This window comes from Roseateles microcysteis (genome assembly GCF_036880965.1).
Classification (GTDB): domain Bacteria; phylum Pseudomonadota; class Gammaproteobacteria; order Burkholderiales; family Burkholderiaceae_C; genus JAUASW01.
The window spans coordinates 244,101-261,574 of record NZ_JBAJMV010000001.1; the positions used below are offsets into that span (position 1 = coordinate 244,101).

At 66.5% G+C, this 17,474-nt stretch carries 16 protein-coding genes; 4 read left to right on the forward strand and 12 right to left on the reverse strand.

Annotated elements, in window-relative coordinates; genetic code table 11:
- Positions 1–59 precede the first annotated feature (59 nt).
- Positions 60–1,253, forward strand: coding sequence for a 5-demethoxyubiquinol-8 5-hydroxylase UbiM (gene ubiM / locus V3596_RS01110; protein WP_334275740.1), 1,194 nt, complete (start codon positions 60–62; stop codon positions 1,251–1,253).
- Here ubiM and V3596_RS01115 read toward each other — a convergent pair.
- The 3 genes from V3596_RS01115 to V3596_RS01125 all read right to left on the reverse strand — a co-directional run bounded on the left by V3596_RS01115 (position 1,240) and on the right by V3596_RS01125 (position 6,305).
- On the reverse strand, positions 1,240–3,015 hold the full coding sequence (locus V3596_RS01115) for a gamma-glutamyltransferase family protein (RefSeq protein WP_334275741.1): 1,776 nt from the start codon (positions 3,013–3,015) through the stop codon (positions 1,240–1,242). The two genes, ubiM and V3596_RS01115, sit on opposite strands and share 14 nt — an antisense overlap.
- 22 nt (positions 3,016–3,037) lie before the next feature.
- The gene (locus V3596_RS01120) at positions 3,038–4,426 is read right to left on the reverse strand and encodes a DUF1501 domain-containing protein (RefSeq protein ID WP_334275742.1); all 1,389 of its coding nucleotides are present in this window, start codon (positions 4,424–4,426) and stop codon (positions 3,038–3,040) included.
- 139 nt (positions 4,427–4,565) lie between these two features.
- Positions 4,566–6,305, reverse strand: a complete 1,740-nt coding sequence (locus V3596_RS01125) for a DUF1800 domain-containing protein (protein WP_334275743.1) — start codon at positions 6,303–6,305, stop codon at positions 4,566–4,568.
- A gap of 251 nt (positions 6,306–6,556) precedes the next feature.
- Here V3596_RS01125 and V3596_RS01130 point away from each other — a divergent pair, with 251 nt between their 5' ends.
- Positions 6,557–7,084 carry a PEP-CTERM sorting domain-containing protein gene (locus tag V3596_RS01130; protein WP_334275744.1) on the forward strand — a complete coding sequence of 176 codons (528 nt, stop codon included), beginning with the start codon at positions 6,557–6,559 and terminating at the stop codon, positions 7,082–7,084.
- A gap of 101 nt (positions 7,085–7,185) precedes the next feature.
- Here the strand turns inward: V3596_RS01130 and V3596_RS01135 are convergent, their stop codons facing one another.
- Together V3596_RS01135 and V3596_RS01140 are read right to left on the reverse strand one after the other, a co-directional pair.
- Positions 7,186–7,824 carry a 3-oxoacid CoA-transferase subunit B gene (locus tag V3596_RS01135; protein ID WP_334275745.1) on the reverse strand — a complete coding sequence of 213 codons (639 nt, stop codon included), beginning with the start codon at positions 7,822–7,824 and terminating at the stop codon, positions 7,186–7,188.
- A gap of 2 nt (positions 7,825–7,826) precedes the next feature.
- Positions 7,827–8,534, reverse strand: coding sequence for a CoA transferase subunit A (locus V3596_RS01140; RefSeq protein WP_334275746.1), 708 nt, complete (start codon positions 8,532–8,534; stop codon positions 7,827–7,829).
- Between the two features lie 116 nt (positions 8,535–8,650).
- On the opposite strand from V3596_RS01140, the gene V3596_RS01145 reads away from it, so the two are divergent.
- Positions 8,651–9,052, forward strand: coding sequence for a PaaI family thioesterase (locus tag V3596_RS01145; protein WP_334275747.1), 402 nt, complete (start codon positions 8,651–8,653; stop codon positions 9,050–9,052).
- 17 nt (positions 9,053–9,069) lie between these two features.
- Entirely contained in the window at positions 9,070–9,606 is a 537-nt protein-coding gene (locus tag V3596_RS01150; protein WP_334275748.1) for a LuxR C-terminal-related transcriptional regulator, read from the forward strand.
- Between the two features lie 9 nt (positions 9,607–9,615).
- On the opposite strand, the gene V3596_RS01155 is transcribed toward V3596_RS01150, so the two are convergent.
- From V3596_RS01155 to V3596_RS01185, 7 genes are all read right to left on the reverse strand, one after another.
- Positions 9,616–10,812 carry an erythromycin esterase family protein gene (locus V3596_RS01155; RefSeq protein ID WP_334275749.1) on the reverse strand — a complete coding sequence of 399 codons (1,197 nt, stop codon included), beginning with the start codon at positions 10,810–10,812 and terminating at the stop codon, positions 9,616–9,618.
- Between the two features lie 82 nt (positions 10,813–10,894).
- The gene (locus V3596_RS01160) at positions 10,895–11,641 is read right to left on the reverse strand and encodes an arginine N-succinyltransferase (RefSeq protein WP_334275750.1); all 747 of its coding nucleotides are present in this window, start codon (positions 11,639–11,641) and stop codon (positions 10,895–10,897) included.
- The gene (locus V3596_RS01165) at positions 11,638–12,699 is read right to left on the reverse strand and encodes an arginine N-succinyltransferase (RefSeq protein ID WP_334275751.1); all 1,062 of its coding nucleotides are present in this window, start codon (positions 12,697–12,699) and stop codon (positions 11,638–11,640) included. The genes V3596_RS01160 and V3596_RS01165 overlap by 4 nt, the downstream gene beginning before the upstream one ends.
- On the reverse strand, positions 12,686–13,684 hold the full coding sequence (locus V3596_RS01170) for a GlxA family transcriptional regulator (RefSeq protein ID WP_334275752.1): 999 nt from the start codon (positions 13,682–13,684) through the stop codon (positions 12,686–12,688). The genes V3596_RS01165 and V3596_RS01170 overlap by 14 nt, the downstream gene beginning before the upstream one ends.
- Positions 13,681–15,069, reverse strand: coding sequence for a YfcC family protein (locus V3596_RS01175; protein ID WP_334275753.1), 1,389 nt, complete (start codon positions 15,067–15,069; stop codon positions 13,681–13,683). The genes V3596_RS01170 and V3596_RS01175 overlap by 4 nt, the downstream gene beginning before the upstream one ends.
- Positions 15,070–15,081: 12 nt before the next feature.
- Entirely contained in the window at positions 15,082–16,197 is a 1,116-nt protein-coding gene (locus V3596_RS01180; RefSeq protein WP_334275754.1) for a succinylglutamate desuccinylase/aspartoacylase family protein, read from the reverse strand.
- A 61-nt stretch (positions 16,198–16,258) separates the two neighbouring features.
- Positions 16,259–17,449 carry a cyanophycinase gene (locus V3596_RS01185; protein WP_334275755.1) on the reverse strand — a complete coding sequence of 397 codons (1,191 nt, stop codon included), beginning with the start codon at positions 17,447–17,449 and terminating at the stop codon, positions 16,259–16,261.
- Positions 17,450–17,474: the final 25 nt, after the last annotated feature.

Consider the following 17,474-nt stretch of genomic DNA (forward strand, 5'->3'; position numbering starts at 1 on the left):
GTGAACAAAGGCTGACCCGGCGCAAGGCGCGGCGCCGGTGCCAGCCTTAGTCTGACGGGATGCCAGACACCACACAACAAGTCCTCATCATCGGCGCCGGCCCGGCTGGCCTGTCCATGGCCTGCGCGCTGGCCGATGCCGGCATCGCAAGCACCGTGCTCGAGGCGTCGCCCGAAGCCGAGCTGGCCGAACCGCGCGAAGACGGCCGCGAGATTGCGCTGACCCATCGCGGCACGGCCATCCTGCAGGACCTGCAAGCCTGGCAAGACCTGCCCCCGGAAGCGATATCGCCGCTGCGGCAGGCACGGGTCTTCAACGGCACGGCGCCGCAATGCCTCCATTTCGACAGCGGTCAAGCCGAGCGCCTGGGCTCGCTGGTGCCCAACCACTGGCTGCGTCGCATTGCCTGGCTGGGCGCCGAGCGCCGCCCCCTGGTGCAAGTGCGCACGCAGGCCAAGGTCACGGCCCTCGAACTCTCGGCTGCCAGCGCCCGCTTGACGCTGGAAGGCGGCGAGCAATTGCAGGCGCCGCTGGTGATCGCAGCCGACAGCCGCTTTTCAGCCACGCGCCGCCTGGCCGGCATCGGCGCCGAGATGCGCGACTTCGGCCGCAGCGTGATCCTTTGCCGCATCGAGCATGAGAAACCGCACGAGGACCAGGCGCTGGAATGCTTCCACCACGGCCACACCATGGCCTGGCTGCCGCTCGGCGGCTATTCGGCGCAGCTGAGCTCGCTGGTGCTGACACTGCCGACCGATCTGGCGCAGGCCCAATTGGCCTGGAGCGAGGAGCAATGGCTGGCTTGGGTGCAGCAGCACAGCCAGGGACGACTGGGGCGACTGAAACTGGCCGGCTCGCGCCACCACTACCCTTTGGTCGCCACCTACGCACATCGCTTTGCCGCGCCCCGCTTTGCCCTGGTCGGCGATGCAGCGGTCGGCATGCATCCGGTCACGGCGCATGGCTACAACTTCGGGCTCTATGGCGTGCAGTGCCTGGCGAGCCTGCTGGCTGGCGCGCCGGACCCGGGCGATGCGGCGCTCCTGACCCACTATGCCGCCGAGCACCGGCGCACAACCTGGCCGATCTACCAGGGCACGAATGCGGTGGTGCGCCTGTTCACCGATGAACGGCCGCCCGCACGCCTGCTGCGCCAGGGCGTGCTGGCCGTGGCCGACCGGCTGCCACCCTTGAAGGCCTTGATCACCCGGCAACTGACCGGTCAGGGCCGCATCGGCTTCAGCGCCCGCTGACGATGCCCTCGCGGCGCGGGTCGGCGCCACCCAGCAGGCGGCCGTCGGCTGTGCGCTGGATCGCCTGCAAACCGCTGGTCAACTCGCTTTGCTGGATCTGGTGTCCGCGCTCGCGCATTTGCTCCTGGAGCTCGGCCGGCCAGCGGTCCCGCTCCATGTAGAAGGGTCCGGTATTCATGCTCAGGGCATTGGGCAGGTCGATGGCCTGCTGCGGCGTCAGGCCCCAGGCCAGGGTGGCCAGCAGCGTCTTGGCCGTGAACGAGATGATGGCCGGCCCGCCCGGCGCGCCCAGGCTCAGGAGCAGGCGGCCGGTCTTGGCATCGAACACCAGCGTCGGGCTCATGCTGGAGCGCGGCCGCTTCAAGGGCTCGATGCGGTTGGCCACCAGGCGGCCATCGGCCTCGCGCGAACGCAGCGAGAAGTCGGTCATCTGGTTGTTCAACAGGAAACCGCCTGTGAGGCCGGTGCCACCGTCGCTCATGATGCGGGCGCCAAAGGCCGCTTCGATGGTCGTGGTCATCGCCACGCCGCGGCCCTCGGCATCGATCACGCTGATGTGGCTGGTGCCGTATTCGGGCTGGTCCCGCTGCGGCGCCAGCGCCGTGACGGCCGCTCGCGGCTGGCCGGCCACTGCCTGACCCATGCTTTTCGAGCCGATCAAGGCGGCGCGGCGCTTCAGATAGTCCTCATCCAGCAGGCTTTGCCAATCACCGGCCGGCGCTGGCGTGAAGGCCGGGTCGGCGATGTAGAGCGCCCGGTCGGCAAAAGCGAGCTTGGAGGCCTCGGCATAGCGGTGCAGCCATTCGGCATTGGGCAGGCCATTGGCTTGCATCGGGTCGGTCGGAGCACCGCCATAGTCCAGCAGCTTGAGCACCTGCACCAGCGTCAGGTGCCCCGAGGACGGCGGCGGGAAGCCGCAAACCTTGTACTGCTGGCGCCAGACGGCGCAGATCGGCTCGCGCTGCAATGGCTTGTAGGCCTTCAGGTCTGCCTCGCTCAGCACGCCCTGGCGAGCCTGCACGCGTTTGACGATGTCTTGCGCCGCACTGCCTTCCTGCAGCACCACAGCGCCCTGCTCCGCAACGCGGCGCAAGACGGCGGCAAAAGCCGGGTTCTTCAGTTTGTGGCCAACCGGCCAGGGCCTGCCTTCGGTATCGAAGAAATAACGACGCGCCTGCTCATCCCTAACCAGCAACCGGTCTTGCGCGAGCAGCTTGTTCAGGCGCGGACTGACGGCAAAGCCCTGCTCGGCCAGCTCGATGGCCGGCTGCATGAGCTTCGCCCAGGGCAGGCGGCCGTTGCTGGCATGCGCTGCCTGCAGCATCGCCAGCACGCCCGGCGTTGCCACCACGCGGCCTTCGCCCTCGGCCACGCCCATGGGCCGACCGTCGGGACGCAGAAGCATCTCAGGCGTGGCGGCCGCGGGCGCCGTCTCGCGGCCATCCCAGGCCTGGACCTTGCTGCCATCCGACAGCATCAGGAAAGCGCCACCACCAATGCCGCTGCTTTGCGGCTCGACCAGGTTCAGGACCATCTGCACCGCCACCACCGCATCGAGCGCATTGCCGCCCTCGCGCAGGATGCGAGCGCCGGCCTCCGCCGCCAGCGGGTTGGCCGCGGCCACCGCTTCGCGCTTGTAGCTCCAGCCCGGCTTGGGCACGAGGCCGGTATCGGCCTCGGGCAGGTTGGCGTCCTGCGCGTTGGCCAGGGAGGCGCCGAGCGCCAGCGTGAGGATCAGCTTGCTGCGAATGATTGATGGCATCGTGCAGCCATCATAGGCAGCATCAGGCAAACAGGCCGAGGTCACGCATGCTGTAGTTGGCGATCTGCGGCATCACCAGCGGCAGGTTGGTCGCACTCACGCCCATCCAGCTCGCCAAGGTGGCGCCAAGTTGATCGACGGCCGTGGTCGGCAGCAGCCGGCCCTGGCCGACGTCGTCCGGGCCGTTGATCGAGACCGAAGGCAGTTGTCCGAAGATGCGAGCGCCCTTCACCGCCCCGCCCATGATGAAGTGGTGGCTGCCCCAGCCGTGGTCGGAACCGTCGCCATTGCTGGTCAGGGTGCGGCCGAAATCGCTGGCGGTGAAGGCGGTGACCTGGTTGTTGGCGCCGATCTCGACCATGGCGTCGTGGAAGCTGGCCATGGCGCTGCCGATATTGGTGAGCAGGGTCGGATGCTGGTCGGGCAGGAAGTCGTGCAGGTCAAAGCCGCCCAGTGAAACAAAGAAGACCTGGCGGCTCGCGCCGAGGCTGGAGCGCGCGGCGATCAGCTTGGCCACCATCTGCAGTTGCGCCGCCAGACTGTTCGCTGTGTTGAACGGCGTCTTCAAGGCCGGCAGGCCGGCCAGTGCAGTGCTGACGATGCTCTGCGCACTGACCGAGCGGCTGACCACGCGGTTGAGCTCCTGTTCCATCCAGTGCGAACGCTGGGCCGTGATCAGGCTGCGCATGGCATCGGCACAGGCTTGCGAGCCATACATCGCCTTCGTGATGCCGTTGATGGCCACCGCACCATTGGTCGAGAGCTGGTATTGCACCGCCTGCTTGCCCGACATGAAGACCGCGTTGCCCGAGACATTGATGCAGGTGAAGGTCGAGTTGCCGTTGCTGTTCATGAACAGGTCGCCCAGGCGGCCGCCCCAGCCCGAGATCGCGCCTTCGGGCGTCGAGGCCTGCCAGACGCTTTGCTGGTCGTTGTGCGAGAACAGCTTGGGCGGCAACGGCACGCTTTGCGCCTTGTACTGGGCGAGCGTGGTCGGCTGAACCAGCGTGCCGATGTTCGCGAGCACGCCCAGATGGCCGGCATTGAAGATCGGCATCAGCGGGCTGAGCTGCGGCGCCAAGGCCATCTGCCGGCCGCTGGGCAGGGCCACGACCGGGTTCAACAGGGTCGCTGTCAACTGATCGCGCGGAGTGGCAATGGTCTGGCGAATGGTCGCGTAGGCGTTGTAGTTCGTCTGGTCGTAGGGCACCAGGGTGTTGCCGTAGTCATTGCCGCCGTAGAGAAAGATGCAGACCAGGGCCTTGTAGTCAGAGGGCGCACTCTGCGCCGCTGCCTCGCCGATGGCCGCCAGGTTCAAGGCCCAGGGGGCGGCCACGCCGGTGACACCGAGGGCCGAGGCGCGGCGCAGGAATTCGCGGCGCTGCATCGCGCGCAGGTTCGAGACATTCATCGAAATCTCCTCGGCAGCCACAAACCAGTGGTCGCATCGCAAAAAGCAGGTCGAGCCAAGCGGAGCCCGAGGATCCGGCTTTGCCGGGCCTGCGGGCTCGCCCCCTTGAGGGGGCGCGCGAAGCGCGTAGGGGGTGGTCTCATTTCTGAATCTGGTATTCGGGCGAGGCCATCAGCAGAAGGATGGTGGCCTGGATGCGGTTGAGCCGCGCGGTGTCGCTGCTGGCGGTGATGCTGCCCACGGCTGTCTTGATTGCATTGAGCGTGACAACGCTGATGCCGCCACCCGCCAGCAGCAGCGCCCATTTGTCCACCAGCGCTGGCGCATCATTGGCCAGCGTCAGCTCGGCCGAGTAGTTGGGCTTGAGCTCGCCCACGCCGCTGGCAATCACCGTCTGCATGTAGTTGAGATAGCCGGCCACCGTACTCTCGTTGCAGAGCTGGAACTCGGGCGCGGTGACACCGCCGATGCCAAGGGCAGAGTTCGGCGGCACATAGCCGGGCCGGAAGAAGTTGAAGACCGAGGGGCTGCGCATCGGACTCTGGCCCAGGCGCGTGGACGGGTCAGACAGATTGCCCACGTTCCACAAGTCAGTGGGCGACGTGAGGCCGGCATTGCGCGCCCACTGCACGAAGCGCTGCACCGGTTCGCGCAGTTTGCCGCTGGCATCGCCCACGGGCGCCGAGCGGGCTTCGGTGTCGAGCAGGATGGCCTTCAGCACTGCTTTCAGGTCGCCGCGCTGGCCGCTGCCGTTGTTGTTGAAGACCGCGGCCACGCGCTGCACATAGGCAGTGCTGGGGTTGGAGCAGACCAGGCGCTGGATCAACTGCCGGCCGATGAAGGGGCCGACATTGGGATGATTGGCCAGCGTGTCCAGCGCCGTCTTCAGGGCCGTTGGGCCATCGGCCGTGGACGGGATATCGACATCGAGCACCTTCTTGGCGCCGGTCGAGAAGCGGTTGGCGAGATGCACCATCGGGCGCTTTGCATGGCCCGGCTCGGTGCTCGAGGCATTGTCGAATTCCCAGCCGGTGAGCACCCGCGCCAGATCGGTGATATTGGCCTGCGTGTAGCTATCCAGAGGCTTGCCGTCGGTGCCGAGCTTGGGCGTGCCGTCGATATTGAGCTGCACCAGGCCGATGGTGAACAGCTGCATCACCTCGCGGGCGTAGTTCTCGTCGGGCACGCGGCCCGTGGCCGCATCTTCCTTGCGGTTGCCCCGCATGTTCAGGTACACGCCCATGGCCGGCGACAAGGTCACCGCATTCAGCAGGTCGCGGTAGTTGCCGAAGGCGTGCTCCCCAAGCCAGTCCACATAGGCGGCAGTCATGAAGGCCGGCCAGTTGACCGGCAGGCCGTTCATCGACACCACGAAGATCTCTGACAAGGCCAGCACCATGCGCTGGCGCAACTGGTCGGGCGATCCAATCAACTGGCGCCAGATCGTGTTGTCGGCGCCTGCCAGGCTGTTGAGGTTGGCCGTCACGGCGTAGCCCTTGGCCACCATCCAGTCGTAGTGACCCTGGCTTCGCGGCAGCGCCAGCTGCGCGTCGATCCAGGCGGCATAGCCATTGGCGCGCACCGTGGCGATGTCCGCCGTGCTCGCTGCAAAGCCGGCTTGAGCCAGGAATCGCGAGGCTTCGGCTTCGGTGGGCTGCGGTGGCGGAGGTGGCGGAGGTGGCGGTGAGGGGCTTGGCGTGGGGACCGGTGCTGGGCTGCCGCCTCCACCGCCCCCTCCGCCACATGCGCTCAACAGTGCCGCGCTCAAGAGTACCGGCAATGGCGCTGAGCTCGCTGAGGTGTCGAGCGCCAGCGGCGGCGCTGGGGAATCCGCGGGCTCGGGAGCAAGGCTTGTCGCCAGGATTGATTCTTTTGCCATCGTCCGACCTCGTGCAAAGCTGCGACCCGATTAGATGGTGCGCCCGGCGAACCGGTACGTCTCAGGCGTAAAGAAGTGCAAGCCGTGCTGCACGCAGCCGACAAACCGTGAAATAGTACCGTTCAAATTGTCGACAGGGTTTACACCGTGGAGGCAACCACTTCCCTAGTTTCCTTTCAGATCAAGGACTTAGGGGTCTGGCACGAAAGCTGCTGAGACATTGCCATCTACGATCCACTGGAAGCTACGACATGCTGAACAAAATCGCTCGCACCATCGGCCTGGCCGCCCTGATCGGCGTGTCTGCCACGGCAGCCCAAGCTGGCGTCATGACCTTCACCTCGCTGGTCAGCAACACCAACTACTCTGAAGCTGGCCTGACGATGACGTCCACCTCCGTCTGGAACTGGCCCGGCGCGGGCATGGCCCACATGGATGACGGCGAGGCCATCTTCAAGCTCGCAAGCAATGGCTACTTCACCCTGGAAAGCGTCGACATGGTCAGGGACGGCGGCATTGGCCCAGCCGTCTTCGCTGCCTATGACGGCGGCAGCCTGATCGGCACGGTGGAAGTTGGCGGTGACGCAGGTCACTTCAGCTTTGACGCTGCGACATTCGGCGGCATCGATGAGATCCGCGTCAGCGTTCTGGACAACCACTTCACCTTCGACAACCTGACCTTCAGTGCCGCCACCGCCGCTGTGCCGGAACCTGCTTCGCTGGCCCTGGTGGGCGTGGCCTTGCTCGGCATCGGCGCTGCCCGCCGCCGCAAGGCCTGAGCATTGCAGAAGACCTGAGGCAAGCGGTTCGGCGCTTGCGTCATGAACAAGAAAAAGGCCCGCGTCACTGCGGGCCTCTGTCATTGCGGTGCGCGGTCTTCTCAGATCAGCGGCACGCCGGTCTTGCTCTGCACGAACTCGCGCGTCACGCCCTCGGCCAGCTCGACGAGCTTCAGGCCCTGCGGCGTCACATCCATCACTGCGAGGTCGGTGATGATGCGATTGACCACGGCCTTGCCGGTCAGCGGCAGCGTGCACTGGGGCAGGATCTTCATGTCTTCGCTGCCGTCCTTCTTGCGGGCCACATGCTCCATCAGCACGATGACGCGCTTGACGCCGGCCACCAGGTCCATGGCACCGCCCATGCCCTTGACCATCTTGCCCGGGATCATCCAGTTCGCCAGGTCACCGCTGGCTGTCACCTGCATGGCGCCGAGGATGGACAGGTTGATCTTGCCGCCACGGATCATGGCAAAACTGTCATGGCTGCCGAAGATCGAGGAGCCGGCGATCGTGGTCACCGTCTGCTTGCCGGCATTGATCAGGTCGGCATCGACCTCGTCTTCGGTCGGAAAGGGGCCGATGCCCAGCATGCCGTTCTCGCTCTGCAGCCAGACTTCCTTGTCTGCGGGCACGAAGTTGGCAACAAGGGTCGGAATGCCGATGCCCAGGTTGACGTAGAAACCGTCTTCCAGCTCTTGCGCCGCGCGGGCCGCCATTTGGTCTTGGGTCCAGGCCATGGTCAGGCTCCCTTCTTTTCACTCAGAGTGCGCTTCTCGATGCGCTTCTCGGGATTCGCGTTCACCACGATGCGGTGCACATAGATGCCGGGCAGATGAACCGAGTCCGGGTCGAAGCTGCCGGTGGGCACGATCTCTTCCACTTCCACCACGGTGATCTTGCCGGCCATGGCAGCGGCCGGGTTGAAGTTGCGGGCGGTGCGGCGGAAAAGCAGGTTGCCGCTCTCATCGGCCTTCCAGGCCTTGACCAGCGCCACCTCGGGCACAAGGGCCAGCTCCATCACATAGGTCTGGCCATCGAACTCGCGCAGTTCCTTGCCCTCGGCCACGATGGTGCCGACGCCGGTGCGCGTGAAAAAGGCCGGGATGCCGGCACCACCGGCCCGCAGCTTCTCCGCGAGCGTGCCCTGCGGCGTGAACTCGAGCTCCAGTTCGCCGGCCAGGTACTGGCGCTCGAACTCCTTGTTCTCGCCCACATAGCTGGAGATCATCTTCTTGATCTGCCGGGTCTCCAGCAACTGGCCCAGGCCGAAGCCATCGACGCCGGCATTGTTGGAGATCACCGTCAGGTTCTTGACGCCGCTGTCGCGCAGCGCGGCGATCAGGGCCTCGGGAATGCCGCAGAGGCCGAAGCCGCCGACGGCCAGCAACTGGCCGTCGCGGACGATGCCATCCAGCGCTGCAGCCGCGCTGGGAAAGAGCTTGTTCATGAAATTTATCTCCTGGCTTCCCGGGTATTCGGAACGCCGGATAGCGTACTACGCAGGCCCGGTCCGGGTCGTTACGTAAATTCGCCTAGGCACTGCCACCACTTACAGTACGGCCCATGACGCCACAAGCCCTGCAGGACAGCATCCCCGCCATCTTTGCGCCCTGGATCATCGCGATGGACCTCGAAGTCCTCGCGGTCGATGTCGAAGGCATCACCCTGCGCCTGCCGGTGCGGCGCGAGTACCTGCATGTGGGAGGCGTGATGTGCGGCCAGGCTGCCATGGCGGTGGCCGACACGGCCATGGTGCTGGCGCTCAGCGCCAAGCTGGGCGGCTTTCGGCCCATGACCACGGTGCAATTGCAGACTTCCTTCCTGCGGCCGATCGGCGGCGAGCACTGCATCGTCAAGGCCCGGGTGCTGCGCTCGGGCAAGACCATGGCCTTCGGCTCGATAGACATCGAAGACCACGAAGGCCGGCTGGCGGCGCAGGCCACGACGACCTACGCCCTGCTCTGATGGCTGTGAAGGCTCTCATGGACTACCGGCTCGCCTTCGACCTCGCGCCCATCGGCCTGATCCTGTCCGAGCAGCGCGTCATCCGCGACTGCAACAGGCATGTGCTGGCCATGTTCGGCGCCGAGCGCGAGCAGCTGATAGGCCAGAGCTTCGAGCTGCTCTACCCGACACCGGCCGAGTTCCAGCGCACCGGCGAGCGCATCGTCGCCAGCCTCGACACGCAAGGCTATTACGCCGACGACCGCATCATGAAGCGCGCCAGCGGCCAGCTGTTCTGGTGTCATGTGACCGGCCGGGCACTGAACCCCCAGGACCCCCACGCGAGCGGCATCTGGAGCTTCGAAGACCTCTCGGCCCACCGGCAATTGACCGCCACGCTGACTGCGCGCGAACGCGAGATCGCCGCCCTCCTGATCGACGGGTTGACCAGCAAGCTGATCGGCAAGAAGCTGGGCATCAGCCCTCGCACGGTGGACGTCTACCGTGCGCGCTTGATGAAGAAGTACGAGGCGGCGACGACGCCGGAGCTGGTGCACAAGCTCTTGATTGCATGAGGCTGCGTGTCAGCGCTGCATCGTGACCGGCTCCATATCCCGGATGTAGAAGACACCGTCCCATTGATAGCCCAGACCTGAGCGTGCATAAGGCGTGCTGTAGCCGAATTCCATCTTGCGTTCTGCCAGCCCGGCCTTCAGCGGCTGCGGCGCATTCAGGAATGCGAACTCGGCATTGCTGGTGGCGAAGGCCGACTCCAGGCTGCGCGGATAGGCCGGCGGTATGGGCTGCTTCTCGCCGGAGGCGAACTCCATGAAGCTGCCTTGCAGCGCGGTCAGGTTGAGCACGTAGTAGTCGCGGCCCAGCTTCTCGCCCAGGATGTCGCCCGCATAGCGATGCTGCTCGTCGAGCGTCACGCCGCGTGCCACATGGATGGTGTGGGCCCAGATCACGGCCTTCTTGCCGGGATATAGCTTGTTCAGCTGCCACAGCACGTTGTTGGCCATCTCGTGGTCACGCTGGTAGTCCCCTCGCCAGAAGTTGGCCGCCTGGGCTTGCAAGCCGGCGAGGCTGCGGCACAGCAGCTCATCGCCCTTGGGAGCACACAGCCGCTTGCGCAGGCGCTGGGCCATGGTTTCGAAGGCCTGCTGGTCAGCCGTACTCGGCGCCTCGCGCTTCATCTGCATCAGCTCGCCGGCCAGCCGCTCGAACAGCGGCCAGCCGGTGGCATCAACCTGCAACTGCTTGCGCAGCCCCGGCAGCAAGGCCTTGCGGCTGTAACCGCCGCTGAGCTGGCTGTCGATGCCCGAGAGCAGCAGCGGCCGCGGGCCCGCCTGCTGCTCGTCCAGATAGCGCAGGAGCCCGCGGCCGGCATCGCTGTTGGCGTACATGTAGAACACATTGCCCGAGGCCAGCGCATCGAGCTTCTCGCCGCGCTGCATGGCTTGCTGCAATTGCGCGATGTCGAACACACCGCTTTCCAGCAGCAGCACGTCGAAGCCCTTCTTCTCGTGCAGATAGCGCAGGAGCCGCGTCTTCAACTCGAACTCCTGGCGGCCGCCATGGGTCTGCTCGCCCAGCGCCACCACGCGCGTCTCGCCCAGCGCATCGCCGAAGGCCTGCAGCTGCGCGTCAGTGAGCGCGGCGGCATGGCCGGCGACCATCGGTTTCATGCGGGCCTGCACCCAGGCCATCGATTCATCGGCCGCCCATGCGGCAGCCATGGGCACCAGCAGGGCTGCCAGCGCCATCCATTTCCTCGTCATCTTCTTCGCTCCTCCAAGAGTGCGGCCAGCATAGCGGCGCGCAAGGGGCGAGTCTGAACGTCACCTCAAGGGCGGCTGAAGGTCAGCTTGCAGCCAGCGACAGTTCCCAGATCGGGCCGCCATCGTCGATGCGCACATGCCGGCCCGGCGCAAAGCCGCTGGCACGCAGCACCTTCAGGGCCGGCTGGGCTGCCACGCCGGCCTGCCCGACTGCCGCCTGCGCTGCGGCATCGAGGAAGGAAAGATAGAGCAGCTGGCGCGGCAGCAGCGCCGCCAAGTGGCTGCGCCAGGCCTCGCCCATCGAGACCTGTGCTTCGGCCGGGTCGCGCGGGCAGAAATGAGCCCCCAGGCCCTGCCAGAAGACAGACCTGCCTGCCGCATCGCGCACACCACCCAGCTCCACGATCAGGCGCGCGCCATGGCGCAGCGGCTCGCCGGCAATGCGGGCCAGGGCTGAGTCCAGCAGGGTCTGCAAGGCCGCCTGTTGCAGCGCTTCATCGAGGCCGGGCGCGCAGGCGATGTCGGTCAGCTCGCTGTCTCCGGTCTGGTCGTTGCCCAGCAGCAAGGTGGCCTGGCGCTGGAACAGGCCCAGCTCGGAGGCGGCATGCACCGCCTGCCCCACGTGATAGCTGTAGCGCGGCAGCGCAAGGCCCAGATGCTCGCGCAGGCGCAGGCAGGCCACGGGGCGATCCCCTTCATCGATGGCCAGGTACAGGCGTTCGCCCTCGGCCTGGGTGTCGGTATCGACCGCATGGCCCGTCTGGTTGACCCAGCCGGCCATGGAGACGGCATCAGCGCTCGACGCAGCGCGGATCTTGATCGGGTTCATGGTTGGCCCTCCTCGCCGTCCATCGGCTCTACTGGCGTGACGGTGATGCGCTCGCCTTCGCCCAGCTCGAGCCGCTGCACCAGCTCATGGCGCGGCGGCAGCTCCAGCGCCGCCAGCGGCAAGGCCGCGAGCACCGCGCGGAAGCCGGCGCGGTCGCGGCGCGCGGCCACATGCCAATGCGCCTGCCCCAGCGCCAACGCGCCGCTGCGCAGGCTCAGCTCACGCGCATGCCGCACGCTGCGCAGCAAATGCAGGCTCGCTTCGACGGTCGGTCCGCCGTCGAAGATGTCGACATAGCTGTCGGCATCGAAGCCCTCGGCCTGCAGGATGGAGAACGGCAGCTCGCCCACCGGATGCAATTGCCCCAGCGCGAACTGCGCGTTCTCGGGCAGCAGGCTCACATGGATGGGCGAATGCGGCATCAGGTCGGCGATGAAGGCCTTGCTGCGGCCGCCGATCACCGCCTCGGCCTGCGGATAGTCCATGTTGAAGAAGCGCCGGCCCACCGCATCCCAGAACGGGCTCTGGCCCTGTGCATCAACGAGGCCCGGGCTCTCGGCGGCGATGCGCTCGTTGAAGCGCTCCAGGTGCTGGCGGATGAAGAGCAGGCGCGCCCGCGACAGGAGCTGCGGCGCCAGCCCCTGCTCGTAGGCCGGTTCGATGTAGAACGAGGTCAGCAGCGTGCAGCCGGTCAGGTCGTGGCACAGGTGCAGGGTGTGCATGCGCTGGCTCACGCCCATGGCCTTTGAGGCATGGACGACAAACTCGTTGCGATAGCTGTAGAAGCGATCGTGGAAACCAGCGCTGGCGGCAATGCCACTGCAGCCGACCACGCGCCCGGCGCGGCGGTCTTCCAGCACGAAGAGATAGGTTTCCTCGCCGCTGGCGGCATCCTCGCTGGCGAAGGCCTGCATGGAGCGCTCGATGCGCGTCTGCAACTGAAGCCGGTCGCTGGGCAGCGAGCTGATGCCGTCGACCGAGGCCGCGGCAATGCACTCCAGGGCCGTCAGGTCGGTGAGCGCCACCGGGCGCAGGAGGAAGTCGTCAGGGCTGCTCATCAGTGGTCTCCGGTGCACGCTGGCGCCAGGCGGCGGCCCGCTGGCTGCGCTCATCGCGCGGCGTGTGGCCGAAATGGGATTTGTAGGCATTGGAGAAATGCGGCCCCGAGGCAAAGCCGCTGGACAGCCCGATCTGCAGGATCGACTGGCTGCTCTGCTGCAGAAGCCGCTGCGCACGCTTGAGCCGCAGCTCCAGGTAGTAGCGCGAAGGCAGGGCATCGAGATGCTGCTTGAAGAGGCGCTCCAGCTGACGGCGTGACAGGCCAACGAGGCGCGCCACATCTTCGGTAGGAAGCGGCTCGCTCAAATTCGCTTCCATCAGCGCCAGCGCTTCGCTCAGCTTGGGGCTGCCACCACCCATGCGCTCGGTGATCGGCACGCGCTGGCGTTCGCCAGCACCGCGCGCGCGCTCTAGGCCCAGATGTTGCGCCAGCTCCTGGCCCACACGGTCACCATGCAGGCGCGCGGCCCAGGCCAGGACCAGGTCCAGCGAAGCCGTGCCGCCCGCGCAGCTGAGCAAGCGCCCGTCGGCCGCGATCTCCCAGACATGGCCAGACCAGACCACGCCAGCATGCTCCTGCATTGCGGCGTCGGCCAGCGTCCAGTGGATCGTGGCGCGTTGGCCATCGAGCAGCCCTGCCGCCGCCAGCAAGGCTGCGCCACCATCGACGCCGGCCAGCACGGTGCCGCGCAGCGCGTGCGATTGAAGCGCCTGTACGAGCGCTGGTGACGGCAGCGGGGCCTCGGCCGCGATCAGGAAGAGCGCCTGCCAGTCCGCATCCGCATCGAAGGCCTGGGTCTGCAGCAGGACATCCCCCCCGGCAACGAGCAAACCCCCGGCTTCGGACAGGAGCCGGCACTCATAGCGGGCCTCTTCCTGCAATTCATTGAGCGCCTGCAGCGCCTCGACCACGCCCGCCACGGCCAGCATCGAGCAGCCTGGCAGCAAGACCAGGCCGCACAGGCGCTGCGGCGCAGGGTTCACTGCCAGCCTATGAGGTGTGGAATCGCCAGCAGCCCCAGAGCCATCACGAGATAGAGCCCCTGCAGCGGCAGCATCCAGCGCGCCCACTTGGTCCAGGGAATGCCGGCCAGAGCCAGCACGCCCACGGTGATGCCCGAGGTCGGAATCATCGGCGTGGTCAGCTCACCGAACTGGAAGGCCAGGATGGCGGTCTGGCGGCTGACGCCCACCAGGTCGGCCAGCGGGCCCATGATGGGCATGGTCAGCGCCGCCTGGCCCGTGCCCGAATGGATGAAGAAATTGATCACCGACTGGATCAGGAACATCTTCTGCGCCGAGAACACCGGGCTGTCGCTCTGCACATAGGGCACCAGCGCATGCAGCATGGTGTCGACGATGTGGGCATCGCGCATGACGACGACCGTGGCCTTGGCCAGCGCGATCACCAGCGCTGTGCTCACCATGTCGCGCGCACCTTGCAGGAAGGCGGCCACCCAGTCGTCCGCCGACAGCCGGGCAACCAGGCCCACGGAAATGCCCATCACCAGGAACAGCGCCGCGATGTTGTCGATGTCCCAGCCGTACTTGACGACACCCAGAATCATCACGCCCAAGCTGCCGGCAAAGATCGCCAGGACCAGCTTGTGCGTGAGCGTCATTCCCGAGAAGGTCTCGAACTCGGCCAGGTTCAGGGTGCGGCGTTTCTCCTCGTCCATCGCGAACGTGGGGCTCAGCTGTGGCGTGCGCTTGACCCGGGCGGCGTACCACATCAGGAAGGCGATCGTGACCGTCGTGGCCACCACCCAGCAGATCATGCGAAAGCCAATGCCCGAGAACAGAGGCACGCCGGCAATGCCCTGCGCAACGCCCACATTGAAGGGGTTCAGGAAGGCGGTGGCAAAGCCTATCTGCGAGCCGACAAAGGGAATCGCTACGCCGACCACCGTGTCGTACTTCAGGGCCAGGGCCAGCGGAATGAAGATCAGCACGAAGGGAATCGCCTCCTCCGCCATGCCGAAGGTGGCGCCGCCCATTGAAAACAAGGTGACGAAAGCGGGAATCGTGGCCGCGCGCACAAAGGCCGAGCGCGTGTGCGCCTTGGCCACCGACTTGATCATCGCGTCGATGGCCTGGGTCTTGTGCAGCACATTGAAGACCCCGCCCACCATCAGCACGAAGCCGATGATCAGCCCAGCCTCGACAAAGCCCTTGATCGGCGCAATCAGCAATTGCACCGGCCCTTGCGGGTTGGCGGCGATGTAGCGGAAGGAGTTCGGGTCGATGACCTTGCGGCCATTGAGCATCGTGGTGTCGTACTGCCCGCCCGGCACCAGCCAGGTGGCCGCAGCGATCAGGGCCAGCAGGCCGAACAGCAGGACAAAGGTATTGGGGAATTTGAGCTTCATCGCGCCCTGCCCTTACATCGACAGCAGCTTGCCGCTGCGGAAAGCCTTGGCGCCAGCGATCTTGGCCACGCGCATGCCGCGCGAAGCATAGCGGCGCGCCACGCGGGCAAAGAGCATGCCCGAGACCGTGGCCTTGAGCTCGGTGCGCTCATCGGTGTTCGGGTCGATCAGCTCGACCACCACATCGCCGGCCTGCACCTGCTCGCCCGGCTCTTTCTTGAACACCAGCAAGCCGGCATGCGGTGCGGCAATCGGCTCCACGCCTTCCAGCGGCGTGGCTGCACAACGCGCAGGCGGCGCCGCACGCGGTGTGCCGCCGATATGGCCAGCCTGCTGCAGGTAGGCGACCAGTGCCGCCGCATCCTGCTCGGCCAGGCCATGCTCCACCTGCGTCTCGCCGCGCAGCTCCACGGTGATGGCCACGCAGGCATTCGGTATCGGGTGCGCCGGCAGCTGCTCGGCCAGCTCCCACCAGATGCGCGACAGCGATTCATCAAAGGGGTCGTCTCCCGACATCCGGGCCAGCAGCACGGCCTCGGCGCCGATCTGCGCAGACAGCGGCATCACCTGGTCTGCCAGCGGCGTGCCGGTGTAGAGATGCAGGACGGCCTGGTTGTCGCAATGCAGGTCCAGCACGATGTCGGCATCGCAGGCCAGTGTCTGCAAGGTCTTCTTCAGGACTTCGGTCTCGGTCGTGGCCTCCCACTCGCCGAGCAGGTCGCGGCTGGCGGCGCGGATCGCCTCCACATTGGCGGCTGCGTCACTACCCAGCTTGCCCTTCAGACGCTCCAGCAGCGGCGCGGTGAGATGCTTGTAGTGCCGGTTGAAATTGACGCCGGTGCTCAGGTCGAAGCGGCCGAACAGCGTGCCTTGCAGGTCTTGCGACAGGCCGATCGGATTGGCCATCGGCACCAGCACGATCTCGCCGTCGATCAGGCCGGCGGCCTCAAGCTGCAAGAGCTGCTCGCGCAGATGCTGGGCCACCAGCATGGCCGGTATTTCGTCGGCATGCAGTGAGGCCTGGACATAGACCTTGCGGCCGCTCCTGGCCGGGCCGAAGTGCAGGCTGCGAAGCGTACGGCAAAGACCGCTGCTGCTGGAAGGAAGTGCGTGCTGCACGGTGCGCATGGTCAGGCTTTCTTGCTGCTTGGCGCCTCAGGCGGCGCCACGATGGATGGGGTGATGGGCTTCAGTGCGAGGCGGCCAGCGGCGTGTAGAACGGGCGCTTGATCTGTACCGGCTGTACGTCCAGGCGCAGGTCCAGCACCGTGTAGTCGTCGCCACCAAGCCAGGCCAGGCTGTCGCTGGCCTTGTAGAGGCGGAACTCGAAGCCGACATCGGGCTGCGGGTCTTGTGCGCCGGCCCGGCCCTTGAAGGCGAGGCCGCGAAGCTCCGGGTGCGGGCTGTCAATCAGGCGACCCATGGCGTTCACGATGGCGTTGTCGGCCAGCATGTCGACGTAGAACGGCTCGACCATGAAGCGCGGCTTGAAGCCCTCGGCCCGCGGGTCGATCTTCTGGCCGACCAGCTTTTCGGTCGAAGGCTTGCTGACGCCGCTGCGCAAGTCGTGCCTGTCGCCATGGTCGAGATAGCTCAGGCGCACATTGCGGATGTTGAAGGCTGCAAGCGCCGCATCGCTGCTGGCCTGGGTGAGGTCCAGCAGCAGGCCGCCGCGTGCGCCGATCAGCTCGATTTCTTCACCGCGTATCACCGCCGCGCTGTTCTCCTCGATGCCCAGGCCCAGCTTGTAGCCGGTGGCCTGCATGGCCGGCAGCAAGCGGCCGATGCGGCCGCGCTTGAGGAAATGCTGGTCAACGATCAGCTGCCTGGTGATGAAGCCAAGGCCGCGATCCAGTTCCTTGCCCTCGCGCAGCCGGCCCTGCAGCACCGAGATGTTGTCGGGTGCATCGCGAAACATCGTGTGGCTCATGATGGCCGCACCGGCGCTGGTGCCGGCCACCAGGCCGCCGCGATTGAACACCGCCCAGATCGCCTGCAGCATTGCGGTGGGCTTGCCGCCAGGTTGCAGGGTGTCAACGATCAGCTCCTGAGCGCCACCGGCGAAAAACACGCCCTGGGCCGTGCGCACCTGTTCGATCAGGGCCGGGTCATTGAGCTTGCTTTGCAGGTCGACACCGGCCAGGCGCGGCGCGACCGGTATGACTTCGGCGCGGGCGCCGTGACGGGTCAGCGGCTCGACGATCAGATTGGCCGCGCGCTGTGGATTGCCGGCAGCGGTGCCGAAGACCACGATGCGCGCGCCCGTGCCGCCCGCTTCATCCACCACGCGCTGCCAGACCTCGGTGTTGTCGGAGCGCAGGGCGCCGCCGATGGCGATCACGACGCCGGGCTTGCTCTGCGCCTGCGAGAGCGTTGGCACCAGGCTACCCAGGCAAACGGCAGCT

Coding starts and splice junctions, on each gene's coding strand:
- V3596_RS01145 (WP_334275747.1), top strand. CDS start 8,651: ATGACGCCACAAGCCCTGCAGGACAGCATCCCCGCCATCTTTGCGCCC.
- V3596_RS01160 (WP_334275750.1), bottom strand. CDS start 11,641: ATGAACCCGATCAAGATCCGCGCTGCGTCGAGCGCTGATGCCGTCTCC.
- V3596_RS01120 (WP_334275742.1), bottom strand. CDS start 4,426: ATGAATGTCTCGAACCTGCGCGCGATGCAGCGCCGCGAATTCCTGCGC.
- V3596_RS01175 (WP_334275753.1), bottom strand. CDS start 15,069: ATGAAGCTCAAATTCCCCAATACCTTTGTCCTGCTGTTCGGCCTGCTG.
- V3596_RS01150 (WP_334275748.1), top strand. CDS start 9,070: ATGGACTACCGGCTCGCCTTCGACCTCGCGCCCATCGGCCTGATCCTG.
- ubiM (WP_334275740.1), top strand. CDS start 60: ATGCCAGACACCACACAACAAGTCCTCATCATCGGCGCCGGCCCGGCT.
- V3596_RS01140 (WP_334275746.1), bottom strand. CDS start 8,534: ATGAACAAGCTCTTTCCCAGCGCGGCTGCAGCGCTGGATGGCATCGTC.
- V3596_RS01125 (WP_334275743.1), bottom strand. CDS start 6,305: ATGGCAAAAGAATCAATCCTGGCGACAAGCCTTGCTCCCGAGCCCGCG.
- V3596_RS01130 (WP_334275744.1), top strand. CDS start 6,557: ATGCTGAACAAAATCGCTCGCACCATCGGCCTGGCCGCCCTGATCGGC.
- V3596_RS01180 (WP_334275754.1), bottom strand. CDS start 16,197: ATGCGCACCGTGCAGCACGCACTTCCTTCCAGCAGCAGCGGTCTTTGC.
- V3596_RS01115 (WP_334275741.1), bottom strand. CDS start 3,015: ATGCCATCAATCATTCGCAGCAAGCTGATCCTCACGCTGGCGCTCGGC.
- V3596_RS01165 (WP_334275751.1), bottom strand. CDS start 12,699: ATGAGCAGCCCTGACGACTTCCTCCTGCGCCCGGTGGCGCTCACCGAC.
- V3596_RS01135 (WP_334275745.1), bottom strand. CDS start 7,824: ATGGCCTGGACCCAAGACCAAATGGCGGCCCGCGCGGCGCAAGAGCTG.
- V3596_RS01155 (WP_334275749.1), bottom strand. CDS start 10,812: ATGACGAGGAAATGGATGGCGCTGGCAGCCCTGCTGGTGCCCATGGCT.